Here is a 16,636-nt window from a genome sequence, read left to right on the forward strand (position 1 = left end):
TACTAAACTCTCCTATACTCCATATTTATCTGGTTTATCATCCTCGGTCAGCGGTCCGCCGACGCAAACAACCTGACGGCGGTACTCCTCTCCGGCTCTGACCGGCATCTCCGCCACCGTACTCAGCACATCCTCTACAATCGTATCGGATGCGTGACCTACGGCGAGGGCCTCGTATTGCCTGATCATCTCGTTTCTTTTTTCTTCGGAATCCAAAATTTCGCGGGCCTGCTCCACCAACTCGCCCACGCTCGAGGCAACCGACGCCGCCCCTTTGCGCTTCAAGTATCGGGCATTCTCCAGCTCCTGTCCGGAAAAAGGCCGGTAAATAACGATCGGCGTGCGGATTTGGATCGCCTCGGACAGCGTAATGCCGCCGGCTTTCGTGATCACACAGGAAGAGCGGCGCATCCAGTCATGGATCTCCTCGACATATCCGAACAGACGAAGCCGGTCATTCCCAGCAAAGCGACGCTCCAGCCTCCGCTTCAGCTTGTCGTTCCCGCCGCAGACGATATCGACCCGCACATTTTCCAAAGCCAGCAGCTTTGCAGTGACCAGTTGAATATTCGGCAGGGGGATGAACGCCCCCATAATAATCAGAATGGAGCGCGGTTCGGCTTGTTCCCGCCGTGACGCAGCAGGCTTGCAAAACGGATCGCGAACCGGAATACCGCTAACCGTAATGGCATCGGGGTCGGTTCCGCGCCGTACCATCTCCGCTTTCAAATCCTCGGTCGCCACGTAAAAGCGGTCGGAGCGTGTAAGCAGCCAACGGTTATGCAGGCTGAAGTCGGTGACGACGGTGAACCAGGGAACGTAGATTCCGTTCTTTTTCAATGGCTCGGAAATTCCGCCGAAAGGAAAAGTACAAATGATGGCATCCGGCTGCAGTTCCTTCAGAATGGCGACGAATTTCTTTACGCCGAGCCACCCGCTCCATTTCGCAAAAGCGCTGTTCGTTTTCGCATTCCGGGTGGCGTAATAACTCCAGCCGTAATAATCCAGTCCATACGTCGAAAAGTACGGACTGAACAGGTACAAATAGCGGGAGATCGAGTTCATGCCGGGGTGCGCTTCCCGGTACAGGTCCACAATGCTGACATTGCCGATCCCCCGCCGGTAAAATGTTTGCTGCAGTGTCCGGGACACCTGAATATGGCCGTTACCGTATCCGGCGGTCAGGATGACGATTTTCAAATCTCTCAAGACGAGCTACCTGCCTTTCCACCGATATTAACGTTTCTCCCGCTCCTTTTGTTCACTTTCCGATAAATAGTATATAAAAGATCAAAGTGAACGAAACCGGGCAGGCGTCGGGGGAACTCCCCGACTATAGTCCAGAAAATGTCTTTTTTACTTGTCATTAGGCTTCCGTCGCAATCCCGCCATAAAATAATCCATCGCGCTCCGAAACTCGTCCGGCAGACTTTCCGTTTTCAAGTAATCGCACATCTCGCGGGCGACAGCCTCGGAGTCTTCCCCAAACCGCTCCACGATCCGCGCAAACTGTTCCCATCTTCCGATATCCTCGTGAAAAGCCTGCCTTTCCGCCGGCTCGCCGTGAGACTCCACGTAAATTTCCGCGCCGTAGCCGTACACTTGGGACATCAGCTTCAAAAAATGGGCCGGCGTATAAGATGGGGGTCCGCCGTATACCGAAGGTCCCAGCGCATCGCCGAGGAACAGCGTCTTGTCTTCTTTTACGTAGAGGAAACAGCTGTCTTCCGCGTGGTCACCGCCTACATGATGTACCGAGCAGGTCACCCCGCCCAGGTCGATATCCAGTCCGTCCGAAAAAAGAAGGTCGGGCACGATTGCCCGCATGTCGGCGATATCCTCATATTCGCCCTTCATATCGGAGATGGTGCGATCGCTGATGATGCCCTCATCCGACAGCTGCCGCAGCACCGCATCGGACCATTGAAGATCCGCCAGCGGACGCAGTGTCTCCGCCGTGAGCCGTTGGGCAATCACCGGCACGTCCCAGGCCGGCAGCCCAAAGGTATGATCCCAGTGCCAATGGGTCAGCACCACATAGTCCGGCTTCGGCAGCCCTTGCTCCCGCAAATATTCCTGAAACTGAGCCGCATGTTTAGGGGAATTGCCCGCGTCCATAAGGAGGCTCTTACGGCTGCCCCGGATATGGGCCAGAATCGGCCGATCCGTCTCATGCTCGGCATGCATGATATGAATATGCTCGCTGATTCGTTCAAAACGGCTCATTGTACACTCATCTCCTTCTGAAAGTAGTATACAGAAGCCATGGACAACATGACTACCAATTTTTTACGTTCACTCCGCCTCCCGCAGCCTCTTACGATCGAGGCCTTTGGGCAGGCGGCAGACCGTCAGGGTGACGGCCGCAGAAAGGAGCGGCAGGAACGGTATCACGGAAAAGATCGGCCACACGGACACGCATGTCCGTGATGACCGTATTATTGTAGTTCAGCACGCCGATCAGCACAATGATGAAGCTGAGTCCCCTGCGTAAAGCGCATCGGCCTTCAACAGCGCCATATTCGGCTTCAACAATGAGCAATGTGGACATCCGGCAACGCTACCTTTCTTCCGTTCTATCCTTCTTCACTAGTTAAACGTTGTAGGGGGCCGGGAAGTTACATAGCGGGGGACTGTGTTGTGAAATTAACGGAGCGCCTCAAGTTAATGACGCCTCAAAAAAATCCCCCGGAACGAGCAGGCCAGCTCCCTAGCTGTGCCATACCCGTTTCGGGGGATTTCCATTATTCCGCGCCTTCGCCGCGGCCGATCAAACCGGCTTGCACCAGAAAACGCTCGATCAAGGCCGCGGTTTCGGCCCGGGTGATGCTGTCTTGCGGCAGCAGTTTGCCGCCGCTGCCACCCGCGAGCCCCTGCCGGACGGCGGCGGTTACCGCGGGCTTCGCCCACGCGCTGACGTCCGCCCAATCCGCAAAGGCGGGGAGCGGCCCATCGGCCGGGCTTTCGGCGTTGGCCGTTCCGGCGGATGCCGGCCCCGGCAGTCCCGCGAGTTCCGCGGCCCGTCCGATCATGACCATCGCCTCTTCGCGCGAAATCGTCCGCGCCGGCGCGAATACGCTCCCTTCATAGCCTTGGATCAGGCCATACTCGGTTGCACGAGCCACGGCCCCGGCGAACCAGTCGTTCGCCGTGACATCCGTGAACCCGGCGGCCGCATCGCTCCGTTCGTTCAAGCCCAGCGCGCGAACCAGCATCGCGGCGAACTCCGCGCGGGAAACGGCCCGGTCCGGCTGGAAATGCGCCGGGTCGGCTCCGCGGACGATCATTCTGGAAGCGAGGCCGTTGACTGCGGCCCCGGCCCAATGATGCGCCATATCCGCGAAAGCGACCGGTTTGCCGACGAGCGCGTAAGTGCTGTTCGTCAGACTATGGATGACGGCAAACCGGATGCCGCCGCGCTCTTCGATATAGAAGGGCACCGGATGAACCGTACCGCCCGGTTCGACCACCACGGCCCCGGTTACGCTGTCCGCCCGCACGCCTTCCGGAAGCGGGATCTCCCTCCGCACGAAGGCGTCGAACCGCTCGACAGGGACGGTTTTGCCTGCAAAGGAAGCCGTGACCGTAAAGTTCACCGGTGTTCCGACCGGGTTAAACCCTTCCCGGGATGCGGCGTTTTGCAGGGCGGCCAGCTCGGTCGGGTCGCCTTTCATTATGGAAATCTTGGCGCTGAACCCCGGCTGCCCCGCCGCTGCCGAGTCTGCCGGGAATCGGTAATAGCCCAAAGGCGTGCGAACCGCCAAAACCGCCTTTTTATCCGCCAATGCAAGCAGGGTCCGGCCGTCCAGCAGTACTTCCGTGGCCTCCGCTCCTTCGGGGGCGCTGATTTCGATGACCGACTCCGGAACTGAACGGGCCAGAAGCTTCGCCAGGCCCTCCGAATTCAACTCGGCCGACCATACGGCTCCGGCTCCCCCTTCCTTCCCCAGCATAACGGCTTTGCCGATCGGTTCCTGCCAAGCCTGCCCGTTAACCAGCACTTCCAGCTGTCCTTGCCGGGACGGTACAGGAGCCGAGGTTCCCGGGTTTGCTCCGCCGGAGCCGCTCCCCCTGGATGGTCTGGAGCCGCCGTTTGATCCGGAACCCGGATTCGGGCCGGGCTGCTGCGGCTCCTCTTTTTCCCGGGTTACAGTGATGCCATAAGTTTTCAAGCCGCCATTTTGCGCTTCAATGCGAATTTCGATAAAATTCAAGCCCACCTTTAAATCGACGGGAGGCGAGCTTTTGCCGGAAGGCACCGATACTCCCGCTACCGTAATCCGTGCAAACGGATCGGCCGCAACAGGCGTGACCGCGAGCTGCGTCAGGCTGTACGGAACACTGACCGCATAATTGGCAACTGCCGGATCAAAGCCGGGTCGCAGCACTCCGCTCGAAATCGAAAGGCCGCTTAAATCCGCTTCGCCCGGCGGGGCCGGAGCCGCAGGCGTCGCTGCCGCCTCATTTGAATAGGCACTGGTCCCTCCCGCGTTCCCTGCTTTTACCGCAAAATAATAGGTCGTTCCGTTGGTCAACCCCTCCGCGTTGTATACGGCGTCCGTAACGGTATGGACCGGAAGATCCCCATATTCTCCCGGCGCCGTCCCTTGATAAACTTCGTAATACGTTGCCCCCGTCACCGTACTCCAGTTCAGGGTTACCGCTCCGTTACCGGGAATCGCCGCAAGGTCGGTTGGGGCGGGTGGAGCCGACACGGGTGCGCGTTCCGTCCTAAACCTCCACCCTTGCGGTCCGGCCCCTCCTTCAAACCCGTTATTTTCTCCGTCAACAAATGCACCGGGGTCGACTTCCACGTAATATTCCGTGTCATATTCGAGCGAGACGCCCCGGTCGACCCGGTATCGGTTCCCGCCAAGGTTTACCGCATCCTCCGCTGGTATCTGATCCGCCAACGTGCCGTCGCTTTGCTTGGTCAGTCGGATGAATTTCCCCGCCACCGGGGTTACCGGTTCGTTAAAGCTCATTTCCAGAGCGGTCGTCACCGGAACATTCCGCGCACCGTTTGCCGGTAACGACGAAACAAGCAGCGGCGCGGCCGTGTCGATCCATTTGGCGTAGAGTGTGATGCTCTGCGTCAGCAGTGTCGAGAAGTCGAACGGCGTCACGAGCAGGCGATCCTCAAACCAGCCCGCAAAACGGAAGCCATCCCGGACCGGATCGGCCGGAACGGTGGCGGCTTCCTGATAATTAACCGTTTGGCCGGCTACAGGCGATCCGCCGTTGCTGTCGAAGGTGACGACCCGAGAATGGTAGAGCGAGAAATTCACCGTCGTTTTGTTCCCCGCGCTATCGGTCACTTCCAGTTTGTACACACCTTCCGCGGTTACAGTGCCGCCGCTCGCAAACGGCTCTCCATTCAGCAGGGCCGTACCTTCGTCAAAAGAAACGGTAACGGCCGTATTGTATACTCCGCCTTCTGTAACCCCCGTTACCATCGGTTCCGTTTTGTCAATCGTAAAGGCAACCGTTTTGGATTTCACGCCGGAGGGAGATGCCACAACCAGCTGATATGCGCCTTCCTGGCTAACCGTGTATCCGCTGGCAATAGCAGCGTTGTTCAGCCTGCCTGTCCCGTTCGCAAATTCAATCGTCACATCGCTTCGGTAAGCAGCGCCGTCCGTCACCCCGCTGATGGTCGGCTCCAATTCCTCGACCGTCAGCGTTACCTTCGTCTTTTCGCTGCTTCCGTTATCGTTGCTGGCGATATAGGTAAACTCGTCCATACCTGTATAGCTTGCGGTCGGACGGTAAGTAAAGGAGCCGTCCTTATTGAATTGGATCGTTCCATGCGCCGGAGAATCCATGATTTTAGCCGTAACCCCATCCGCATCATTGCTTAGCACCCCGTTTTGGCGATTAACGGCGAGCGTATTGTCCGGAGCGACGGCATACCCGTCAGGCTGCGGCTCGGGAAGATCGAGCCCTCGAAGCGGAATAATGCCTTTACCAACAACATAATAGCTCAAAGATTGCGCGTTATTCCGCAGGTCCGGAAGCTTGAAAGAATCCGCCCCCTCTCCGTACAACCCGTTCATTAACCCCAGCAGCTCCTCATTTCCCGCATTGGGCACCGCCCGGCCATCGGCTTCCGCCCACGGAGACCCCGCCCACTTCATCGGAAAAGCCACAAGCTCACCGGTGTAATAGTCGGTGTCCCCAAGCGATGACGAAGTTTTTGACGTGGCTATATAGTACGACAACGCCTGACGGCCCTGGTCATCAACCAAGGGTGGAACCTCTATGGCCGGGAGCTGAAAAAACTGCGGATCCTCCCGCGGCCCGAATTTGTCTCCCAGCATGGCCGCCAGCTCGGGATATTCCGCTACGATGTGCGTCCCGCCATCAGTTGGCAACCATCCGTGCAAATAACGCCCCGGAAAAAAGGGAAACATCCGGACCTCGCCTAATTCTCTCTGCTCCCCGTGGTCCGAATCTTCAAAGTTTGGATAAGTCCCTTCCAGAGCCATATAGTACCCTGTCCCTTTAAGAGGTTCATATCCCCTTAAATCCGGTACGGCAAATGTGCGTTTGCCGTCACCGCCAAACTTGTTCCCGATAATGGCAAACAAAGCCGTGTTTCCCGCAATCGGCAGCTCCTGGCCCGCGCAATAAATCCAGCCGTTAACCCCCGTGTTATACGGAAACAGGCGAATTTCTCCTATAAACGGATAAGAGGCCGCAGCCTGCGCCTTCTGCTCCGTCGGGAAGAAGCCTCCCAGCACAAGCTGCACCATTAAGAAAAGTGCCAGAAGGGCTTTCCCGACGATGCCGGCTCGCCCCCGATTCTTGATTCGATTCAATGAAACAGCCCCCGATCGATTTCATTTTAATATTTTTAAAATTAATAGATTAAAAATAATTATATTACTAAATCGATCTATTGTAATTGAATATTTTTCCTCAATTTCCGTATAACACGTAAAAGCCTGACCCAGAGGCTTCGCTTCCTCTGAATCAGGCTTTTGCTCCTTCAGCTCGACTTCGCGATCTGGCAAACAAACTGCTACCGACCGTGGTTCCTAGCTAGGTTGTACTTCCTCTTGTTCCTCGTGCGGCTTCGCGCGCTCCGCCGCCTCCGCCGATATTTTATTCGACACCCTTTGGTAAATATAAGAGATGCCCAGCAAAGCTACGCCAAAGCTGAAATAAGCGGCGATTTTGCTGGCCGTCGTCATGAGCTCCAGGTCGAAGAGCAGCATTTTGCCGGTCGCCAGCAAAGTTAGTCCCAGACCGATGCGCCGGATCTGCAAATACTTGTAGCGAAATCCGTAGATGATATAGCCGATCGCCAGCAGCAGGTACACCAGGCTAAACAGCCAGCCGATCTCGCCCAAATGGAATTGGACGGCCAGGAAGGCCGAAATGATTCCGAGCAGGTATACCCCAAGAATAATCGGATACCATTCCCGACGCTTCGGATGGGGCTCCAGCAAACCGGCGATCAGGTCGCGTCCGCTGAAGAACACCATCAGATTGAACACGACCAAAATCACAATGGAGATATAATTTCCGGCCGAGTTGTAATGGGACACCTCTTGGAGGGCCGACACCGACATCGTCAACACTACGCATACCAGATACCCGCAGGCATACAAGACCCGGACATAGTATTTTACGAACAAGTCGTGCAAGAATGCGGCTTTAGATAAGCCGTAAGCCAAAGCAAGCGTGACCGCGGAGACCAGAAGCCTGTCGTAAAACTCGTACAGGTCCGACCATACCGGCATGAAATGGTTGTAAATCCGGCCCGTCTCGTAAAGCAGGTAGAGCCAGATATTCACCATCGCCGTGTATTTGATTGTACGGAGCATCGTCCGATCCGCCGGGTTGTACCGCCGGGCATCCCCTTCATCCTGCAGCCGGATGCCGTAGAATACGGTGAGGGCAAAAATCCCCAGGGAGATGAATGTATATTTCCAGGCAAAATCCAGCGAATCAAAGCCGAGCAAACTGATCATCGAGTCGATGATGATAAACGCCCCGGCGCAAAGTCCGATAATTCCCCAGCCGATCCGCTCCAGGCCTTTGTAACGGTAAAGATGGCCGAGCACCGACAACAGAAGCCCCTCCACCAGCCAGGCCAACGACATGTAGTGAATGCCGAACTGAAACGGGACAATGAGCAGGGAAAACGTAAGCGAAGTCCCATAGAACAACAGGCGCGTTTCTTTTTCCTGCGCCAGGTATTTGCGGGACAACCGGGCAAGTCCCAGATAGGCGAGGCAAAAGAGCAGCGCCAGCCCGCCGCGCCAGGCGTCCCAGCCGGCGATCTCCAGCAGCCCGAGCAAGGTGCTGCAGCTGATGACCGTATTCAAGGCCAGCAGGCTGAAGTCCCACCAGGACAGCTTGGAGCCATACTTGAACGGCACATATAGCGTGATGCCGAGATACATGAGAAAGGCGATGACCGAGTAAACCATGCTTGCCGCCGCGTTGTCGGCTATGGCTGTAAGGATCAACATGGTCGCCATATGCAGGGCGAAGCTTATGTACTGAATGACGAGCCACCGCTTGCGGAAGGAAACCGCCAGAATCGAAGCGTTAAGCAGGAGCAGATAGCCCATCGCCGCATAAACGGTGTTTTCGTGCAGACCAAACGCAATCATATACGAATATAAAGGCAGATACCCGCCGGCGAGACCGAAGGCACAAATCGTCCGGGAATCGTACCTCAGCGACAAGAACACAGCCGCCGCCGTAACCAGCACGGAGAGGACAAGTCCCGTCGTCAAGCCGATGATATCCAGCAAAAAATAACTGTAGAATACCGAGCCGTGCAGCACGGAAATCCCGCCGCCCAGCAAGCCGAGAGCAAACGTTTTTTGCTTTCGCCGGAACATCCATTCCCCGCCGCCCAGCATCAGGATACCGAGCAGGAAGAAGGATGCTCCCTTCGCATACCCGCTGAACCAGTTTGAAAAAGAGTACTGGAACGCCGCTACCACGCCAAGCAGAATCAGCAGAATCCCCAGCTTGTTGATCCAGTTGAGGCCGATCCTCATCTCCAGCCGTTCCCGCTTCTTCTCGGCCTGCCCCTGTTGATACATCGGCGCAGAAGTCATGGCGGCCTGATTCTCCGCGGCTGGTCCCGCAGTCAGGGCCGGTTGCGAGGCATAAGCCTGCGCGGCTTGGCTGCGGATCTGGCGCTCGCCCTCCAGCGCATGCTGCCGATGAGCCCCCATACGGTGGCCGAGCTCCTCCTCGAACTGCGCCAGCTTGGCGGCGATCACCTGTTGGTCCGCCTCCAGGTATTTGTCCGCCTGTTCATAGAACCGGCGGAGCCGCTCCTTCGCCCCCTGCTCGATCGCATCCAGCCGGCTCTGGTGCTCATGCCGGGCCGCGGAAAAATGCGCCTCGAGCCTTTGCTGCGACATCTGATCCGGCGCCGTAATCTCCCGAGGCTGCTGTTCGGACAGTACCGCCCGGAGGCCGCCGTTTTCCCGCTCGAGTTCGCGCAGCCGGGTCTCCAATTCCTCTACCCGGCGCTGATATTCGGAATACCGCTGCCGCAGCGTTTCATTTTCCTTGGCAACATCGCCCGTACTCTCGTACTCCGCCAACAGCACTTCGTACTCTTGGGCGAGCCGGTTCTGTGCCTTCTTGATGTCATTTAACCGTTCCCTAAAATCCTTCATTCCCTTCCTCCATGTACAATGACTTGCGGAAAATACCGCTTTATGAAGCAGCAATCTATCCTATTTTACAATAAGTTGATTCCTGCCGGTTCTTCGTTCCCAAAAAATGCTTCCAAAGTCCCCCGGTCCAGCCGAAAAATGCCGAGGTCCAGCCCGAAAACTGGACTTCGGTCTGGACGCGTTTGCGACGTCCGCCGGGTTTCATCAGTCCGGCGAATCGTTATACTGAAAGCGATCATGGACTAAATTATGGATATATGGAAAGCGAGGTTGCTCCCGATGCAAGCGGCGGCTACTCCTATTTTCAAAAGGTGGATTCAATACGTATGGATGGCCTGGGAACAGGGATTTGAACGGTGGAGCCGGGCGAGATCCCTGTATTCCGGCAATTACGGGATATGTAAAATGTTCGTGACCAAATACCGCGGACCGGTCATCGATTGTCAGGACGGCACGCAAATTGTTCCGGGCGATTGGGTCGGCGAGCTTCACCTCGATAACCGGATCATTCTCGAGATGCTGCGCAGCCAGAATGCTAACCAGGTCGCCCTGCGGGTAGCGCGGCTGCTTCGCAGCTCCATGCGGGAAATCTGCGCGGACATAGAAACCCACCACAAGCTGGGGCAGGTTAAAGCGCTCCAAGGCATTACACTGCTCCACAGAGGGATTACCCACGGATTGGGCTTTGAAACCCATCCGCTGAAACACGGAACGTTCCGCGCGTTTACCACGTCCTACCTCCGCCTGCTGCTCTCGGTCTTCCATCCGCGAAACGGGCAGCGAATCGCCCCGCATGCCGAGAAATTGGTGCCCTTGCGGCTGGTCATGTCCCGCAACGCCCTGCTGCGGCGTTTTTCCCCCGCGAAACAAACAGGGTAGGGCCGTCGTTACCTCCACAGCACGTTCGCCCTATAATTAACTGGAATTCCTCCCGTTAATCAACCCGAATCCACTCACGGACGAGCGATTAACGGGAAAACCTCCCAGTAATTCGATATTACGAGGCGAATAAGCGCTTTATCACTGAAAATTAGATGGAGGTTTTCCAGCTATTTTGTGCATATAAGGCGGTATAAGCCAGATTAACTGGAGAAATTCCAGCTAATCTAAAAGGAGGCCCATCCCACCGCAGCAACATAGCGCTACGAATGGGGCGACCCCCTTTTTCGTCTTGCCCAGCTAACGGGCTTCTATTAATTAACTTTGAACCGCCCGAGCGTCCCCTGCAGTTCGTCCGACACCCGCGACAGCAGCACCACCGACTCCTGGAGCCGCTCGACTGCGGCAAGCTGGGCTCTTGCGGAGTCCGACACCTCGCTGGAATTTTCGCTCGTGACCTTCGCAATATCGGAGATCACCGCCACCGAAGCGGAGACCTCTTCGATGCCGGCCGACATCTCCTCCGCCGTCGCCGCGAGCTGCTCGACCTGCTCCGCGATCCGGGCATTGGATTCCACGATGCCGTCGATGCTCCGGCCGGTTTGCCGCGAAAGCTCCAGCCCCGCTTGAACCTCCTTCATCACTTCCGCCATCGCCCCTTTGGACCGGCCCACATCCTGTGTGATTTCCTGAAGGACCCCGGCCACCCGCAGCGAAGACGCCTCCGACTGCTCCGCCAGCTTCCGGACCTCGGAAGCGACGACCGCAAAACCGCGCCCCTCCTCGCCGGCTCTCGCGGCCTCGATGGACGCGTTCAGCGCAAGCAGGTTCGTCTGCGTCGATATGCCCCGAATCAGTTCAAGCATGCCGGCGATCTCCCGGGATTTCTCATCCAACAGTTGAATAACTTCGTCCGTATTGCGTACGGAATTGGCGATGGAGTCCATCTGCCGCATCGTCCGGCTCACATAACCCGCCCCCGTATTCGCCTGTTCCCGGGAGCGATTCGCCGATTCGGCGACTTCGACCGTATGCATCGCGATATTCTGCACGCCCTGGGCGATTTCTTCCATCGCCCGGGCATTTTCGGCGGTGCTGTGTCGCTGACTCTCCGCTCCCTCGGCGACCTGCCCCATCGAAGCGGCAATCCGCAACGATTCGCTGTTTGTTCTTTCCGCGACATGCTTAAGCTGATCCGCGGAAGCCGCCACCTTTTCCGAGGCCTCAAGCCCTTGACGGATCAGCGCTTTGAGACTGGCCCCCATCCGGTTAAAGCCGCCCCCCAGATGGCCGATTTCATCGCCGGACATGTCTTGAATCGAAGCGGAGAAATCCCCTTCTCCCGCCCGCTCCATAGCGGACGCCATGGCGGCAAGACGCTTTTGCATCCGGCGTATATACCAAATGATCACGGCACAGGCCACCGCGATCGCGATGCCCACCACAATTATGAAAGCAAAGATAAAATCCTGCTGTATTTCTTCAATCAAATGCTGTGAAGCTCCGACATAAAAAATGCCGATCGTCTTGCCGTCGGCGCTTTTGATCGGTTCATAGGCCGCCTGATAGGTTTTTCCGACCACTACCGCTTTACCGTAGTAGTTTTGGCCGCTTTTTAAAACAACGTCCCCCACCTGCTGTGAAACCTCGGTTCCTACCGCCCGCTTCCCCTCATGGATCACATTCGTCGTCACCCGGACTTTGTCTTGGAAAATCGTAACCGTGTCCTCGGTGGCCTCCCCGATTTGGTCCACAAGCGTCTCATTACCGTTAATCAGGGTCTTCCCCTTGTATAACCGGCCATCCCGAATCTCCCAAGCGCCGGGATACCGAGCCTCCAGCCATCGGGAAGCCAATTTCAGGTCGCTCTTTGATTTCGCCGTCGCGAAGGACTCGATTCCTTTTTTCATCCGTTCCACAGCGACAAAAGCCGTAGCCGTCGAAAACAGCAACAAAATGCCAACGACGATGAGATTGATTTTGGTGCCGATGCTCATACGCTTTCCGCTCATCATATGTACAAATCCACCCTTTCATGGTCAACCGATTTCTTCCAAACCGGGCCTGCTCATCGTCAATCCGCAGCGGAAGTAAGTCCATTATAAGGGGGAAATCTAAGATTTGTATGAATAAATCGATTATTGTCGAATAAAATGGATTTCGCGCTTCTTTTGTAAATGTTATTGTCGATTAATGTCATAATTCAGGATTTGTAAACGTAGATTTTCGTCCGGTACATATCTCCGCAGGTGATCACCCGTTCCGGTTTCCATCCGGGAAGCGCAAAACAAATGCTGATGATCCGCACTCCCGGCTTCAGTTTTTCGCGAAAAATCCCATCCAGCCGGGTCATGGCGCCGGGATACAGATAGCACACCACGGCATCCGCCTCGCCGTAAGGATACGCATACAGGTCCCTTCTATGTAACACTACATTTCGAAAAGCCCCCCAACGCGTCAAGCACCGGGATACCGCCCACGGCAGGGGAGAATTTTCGATCCCGATGACCTGCAGGTCAGGCCGGCTCCTGGCCGCTTCCAAGGCCAGCGTTCCCCAGCCGGACCCGGCTTCGATCATCACCTTTGCGTCCGGCACCCGCCTCAGTTCGGCCATGACCTGGCGCCGGACGGCCGAGCCCGTTGGCATCGGCGAAATTCCGTTTCGCCAGCTGGAATACACAATGGAACCGGCGGCCAGCAGAAAGAGAACGATTAAAGCAGCGGATAAAATGAAGTTCATGGTTGTCATCATCCTTCAGCCTCCTCGCTCCATTGTACAAGGAATGCTGAGGAGCCGGAAGGAAAGAAAACGTGCCTGCTCTTGCCTCCATCCTCTACCGCTCCCTAACACCGCATGCCAAGCATATCACTCAACTAACTCATCCTTCACCTGAGTGCCTCGAACTTCTGGGTGTATTGTCCGCTCTAGCCGTTCTCTCGAATTAACGGGATTTCCTCCCGTTAATTTCGCCCACCCGGCGGGCTCCTGGCCATTTACCTGGAATTCCTCCCGCTAATTCAGCCCATTTCGGCCAATCCGGCCCGATTTTGGCAAATTAGCGGTACTTTTTCCGGGTAATTCTTGCCCCTGTCCATTCGCGAGTCGATTACCGGGAGGTTTTCCCGTTAATCCACCGCCCAGGAGACGCCCTTGGCTCAACTATGGCCGTGTCCGCCCATTTGGGCTTAATAGCGACTCTATTTGCCGCTATCCATCCGCCCGACCGCTGCGCGTGCTTTATCTCACCCCTCCACAACCACCTTCCAATTATGATTGCACACCGTCGGAATCGTTCCCCGCTCCGCAATATAAGCTTCGATTAAATCCGCCGTGTCGATCTGAATTTCGCGGACGATTTCTTTTCCTTTAAACATGTCGTAGTCTCCGCCGCCCCCGGCCCGGTAATTGTTCATCACCACATCCACCGCAAGGTCGTCCGCCAGGTCTTTCCCTTCGTACCGCAAAACGCTAACCTGGCTGCCCGCCGGATTGGCGATATTCAGGATATATTCGATGCCTTCCCACATGTCGTAATTGTAATGTTGGGCTTTCGGCATCAGGTAAGCCGGGTTGACGGCGGGCTGTCCGTCCGGACCGACCGTAAAATAATGCGCCGTCTGCTCCAATGCGGCCCGAATGTCCCGCCCCGTCAGCCGGAGCACGGCCAGCGTGTTCGGGTACATAAAGTTGGTGAGCACGTCCCGCCGCGTGATCACCTCGCCGAATCCGGCGGAGGCTTCGTTCAGCAGCGCCGTGCAGGATACCGGGGCGCCGGCGGCTTCCATCTGGACGCGATTGACGAACTCGATGAACGGATGCTCCGCCAGCCGCACGGCCAGCGGGCTGCTCAGCCGCAGGCCGCCGTCCGTGCGGCCGATCGGCTCATCGAGCCACCGCTGCGTCCGCTCCTCCAGCGCCCGGCATAGCGCCAGCACCGCGGCATCCGGCGCCGTCTCCGCCCCGGGCTTCAGCAGCTCGGCCCGCTTGCCGCGGATCGCCCAGCGGCGGCCGTCCCCATCACGCTCCAGCTCCAGCGTGATCTTCCCCAAGGCCTGCCCGTTGCAGCCCGGCTGGATGATCACCACGCCGTTCACCTCGCCGGCCTCCAGCCGGTGCTGATGCCCCGTGATCAGCACATCGATGCCCTTCACCTCCGCGCACATGGCGTAGGCCTGATTCTCTCCGGTCAGCCGCTCGGCCGGTTCGCCCTCCGCCAAATCCCGTTCGAATCCCCCGTGATAGGAGACGATCATGACATCCGGCCGAACTTCCTCCCGAACCCGCGGCACCCACCTCTTAACGGTTTCCAGCGCATCGTGAAATTCAAATTCCCGAATGTGCGCAGGGTTTTCCCAATTGGGGATATAATGCGTAGTTACGCCGAGTACGGCGACTTTGATGGCCCCCACCATTTTTACGATATAAGGAGCCCCGAACGCCGGCTCTCCTGCTTTGTCCGTAATTCCGGCCGACAACCAGGGAAAGGCGGATTCTTCCATCACCCGGCGCAGCAGGTCCGGTCCATAGTTAAACTCATGGTTGCCCGGTACGGCCGCATCATAGCCCAGCTCATTCAGCGCCGCCACGGCGGGGTGGGTCCCCTCCCCTTGCTTGAACGTGTACGCGGCCAGCGGTGAACCCTGGATCAGATCCCCATTGTCCAGCAGCAGCAGGTCGGGATCGCCGAGGCGTTCCTGCCGGATCAGCGTCGCCAGCTTGGCCAGACCGAGCGGACGCTCGTCCGGGTTCCGGTAATCGGTGGGGTAAATATACCCGTGAATATCGCTCGTCGCCAAAATAGTGAGGGTCGTGAGCTGCTTTTTCTTTTCGTCCAGTTTCGTATTCATCCCGTCGTATTCCCCTTTAATCGCATTCTTATTCTCTTATTCCTCCTCCGATTCTAGCAGCCAATCTTCAGATCCATATTAAATTTCCATCACTTTACAAAAAATTATCATTTGTCTAACCCCCCGTTAATAGTCCGTCCTTATAGTGGAACGAGTAAGACTAAACTATTAAATTTTGGAGGTCATCCCGTTTGAAAAAGCTTACGAAATTGTTTATGCCTTTGTTCCTGTCCATCGCCGTGATCAGCGGCTGCGGAGCCAATCAGGCCGCCACGAATACCGGAAGCAAGGCAGCGGCCAATTCCGGCCAGCAAAACGCGTCGCAGGGCGATGCCGCCAAGACCGATCCGGCGCCGGAGAATACCGGCTATGTTCCCGAGAAACTGACCGTCCAATTCGTTCCTTCACAAAACGCGGATACGCTGGAAGCTAAAGCTAAACCTTTGGAAAAGCTGTTGTCCGACAAGATCGGCATCCCGGTCGAAGTCAGCGTATCCACCGACTATAACGTCATCGTCGAAGCGATGGCATCCAAGCAAGTGGATGTAGGCTTCCTGCCTCCAACCGCTTATGTCCTGGCCAAAGAAAAAGGAGCCGCCGAGGTTATTCTTCAGGCTCAACGCTATGGCGTAAAAGACGAAACCGGCGAACCGACCGATGAGCTGGTCGACTTCTACAAAGCGATGATTATCGTAAAGAAAGACTCCCCGATTCAATCGGTGGCTGACTTGAAAGGGAAGAAAATCGCTTATCAAAACGTGACTTCCTCGGCAGGATATGTATGGCCGGCGGCCTCCCTTATGGATGCCGGGCTGGATCCGCTGAAAGATGTCGAGCCGATCACCGTAAAAGGCCATGACCAAGCTGTGCTGGCCGTACTGAACGGCGACGTGGATGCGGCGGCGATTTTCCAGGATGCCCGCAACATCGTGAAGGGCGACTATCCGAAGGTATTCGAAGATACGCGCGTGCTGACTTACACAGAGAAAATCCCGAATGATACGATCAGCGTCCGCTCCGATATGAGCAAGGAATGGATCGAAAAGCTGCAGAACGCGTTTATTGAAATCGGCAAGAGCGAAGGAGGGCACAAGATTATTTCCGAGATTTACACGCACGAAGGCTACGTCAAATCCCAGGACAGCAACTTCGACGTTGTCCGTCAATACGGCGAAAAGGTAAAAACCGAGTAGTCCGGCATTTCGAGGCTCGGTCCCTCTTTCCAGCAGATCGGCAAGACACGATGCAAGCCA

General features: G+C 56.5%; 10 protein-coding genes. 2 read left to right on the forward strand and 8 right to left on the reverse strand.

Annotated features, from left to right (window positions below):
- Positions 1-12: 12 nt before the first annotated feature.
- The 5 genes from V4U88_RS06100 to V4U88_RS06120 form a co-directional block, all read right to left on the reverse strand.
- Entirely contained in the window at positions 13-1,209 is a 1,197-nt protein-coding gene (locus V4U88_RS06100) for an MGDG synthase family glycosyltransferase (protein WP_334072372.1), read from the reverse strand.
- Between the two features lie 147 nt (positions 1,210-1,356).
- The gene (locus V4U88_RS06105) at positions 1,357-2,226 is read right to left on the reverse strand and encodes an MBL fold metallo-hydrolase (RefSeq protein WP_334072373.1); all 870 of its coding nucleotides are present in this window, start codon (positions 2,224-2,226) and stop codon (positions 1,357-1,359) included.
- Between the two features lie 91 nt (positions 2,227-2,317).
- The gene (locus V4U88_RS06110) at positions 2,318-2,551 is read right to left on the reverse strand and encodes a hypothetical protein (RefSeq protein ID WP_334072374.1); all 234 of its coding nucleotides are present in this window, start codon (positions 2,549-2,551) and stop codon (positions 2,318-2,320) included.
- A gap of 193 nt (positions 2,552-2,744) precedes the next feature.
- A complete protein-coding gene (locus V4U88_RS06115; protein ID WP_334072375.1) occupies positions 2,745-6,821 on the reverse strand; it encodes a tail fiber protein in 4,077 nt (1,358 codons plus the stop codon).
- 219 nt (positions 6,822-7,040) lie between these two features.
- Positions 7,041-9,656, reverse strand: coding sequence for a DUF2339 domain-containing protein (locus tag V4U88_RS06120; protein WP_334072376.1), 2,616 nt, complete (start codon positions 9,654-9,656; stop codon positions 7,041-7,043).
- 249 nt (positions 9,657-9,905) lie between these two features.
- Here V4U88_RS06120 and V4U88_RS06125 point away from each other — a divergent pair, with 249 nt between their 5' ends.
- Positions 9,906-10,535: a YkoP family protein gene (locus V4U88_RS06125; RefSeq protein WP_334072377.1), complete on the forward strand. Its 630-nt coding sequence runs from the start codon at positions 9,906-9,908 to the stop codon at positions 10,533-10,535.
- A 314-nt stretch (positions 10,536-10,849) separates the two neighbouring features.
- On the opposite strand, the gene V4U88_RS06130 is transcribed toward V4U88_RS06125, so the two are convergent.
- From V4U88_RS06130 to V4U88_RS06140, 3 genes are all read right to left on the reverse strand, one after another.
- On the reverse strand, positions 10,850-12,550 hold the full coding sequence (locus tag V4U88_RS06130) for a methyl-accepting chemotaxis protein (RefSeq protein WP_334072378.1): 1,701 nt from the start codon (positions 12,548-12,550) through the stop codon (positions 10,850-10,852).
- A gap of 188 nt (positions 12,551-12,738) precedes the next feature.
- Entirely contained in the window at positions 12,739-13,287 is a 549-nt protein-coding gene (locus tag V4U88_RS06135; RefSeq protein WP_334072379.1) for a class I SAM-dependent methyltransferase, read from the reverse strand.
- Between the two features lie 491 nt (positions 13,288-13,778).
- On the reverse strand, positions 13,779-15,383 hold the full coding sequence (locus V4U88_RS06140; protein WP_334072380.1) for a bifunctional metallophosphatase/5'-nucleotidase: 1,605 nt from the start codon (positions 15,381-15,383) through the stop codon (positions 13,779-13,781).
- Between the two features lie 191 nt (positions 15,384-15,574).
- Here V4U88_RS06140 and V4U88_RS06145 point away from each other — a divergent pair, with 191 nt between their 5' ends.
- Complete coding sequence (locus V4U88_RS06145) at positions 15,575-16,576, forward strand: phosphate/phosphite/phosphonate ABC transporter substrate-binding protein (protein ID WP_334072381.1); 1,002 nt, start codon at positions 15,575-15,577, stop codon at positions 16,574-16,576.
- The last annotated feature ends 60 nt before the right edge of the window (positions 16,577-16,636 follow it).

Source organism: Paenibacillus sp. A14, from assembly GCF_036864815.1.
Lineage (GTDB): Bacteria > Bacillota > Bacilli > Paenibacillales > Paenibacillaceae > Fontibacillus > Fontibacillus sanfengchensis.

Excerpts from the sequence above, each read along its gene's own strand:
- V4U88_RS06105 (WP_334072373.1), bottom strand. The coding sequence starts at position 2,226 with ATGAGCCGTTTTGAACGAATCAGCGAGCATATTCATATCATGCATGCC.
- V4U88_RS06110 (WP_334072374.1), bottom strand. The coding sequence starts at position 2,551 with ATGTCCACATTGCTCATTGTTGAAGCCGAATATGGCGCTGTTGAAGGC.
- V4U88_RS06120 (WP_334072376.1), bottom strand. The coding sequence starts at position 9,656 with ATGAAGGATTTTAGGGAACGGTTAAATGACATCAAGAAGGCACAGAAC.
- V4U88_RS06125 (WP_334072377.1), top strand. The coding sequence starts at position 9,906 with ATGGATATATGGAAAGCGAGGTTGCTCCCGATGCAAGCGGCGGCTACT.
- V4U88_RS06130 (WP_334072378.1), bottom strand. The coding sequence starts at position 12,550 with ATGATGAGCGGAAAGCGTATGAGCATCGGCACCAAAATCAATCTCATC.
- V4U88_RS06135 (WP_334072379.1), bottom strand. The coding sequence starts at position 13,287 with ATGATGACAACCATGAACTTCATTTTATCCGCTGCTTTAATCGTTCTC.
- V4U88_RS06140 (WP_334072380.1), bottom strand. The coding sequence starts at position 15,383 with ATGAATACGAAACTGGACGAAAAGAAAAAGCAGCTCACGACCCTCACT.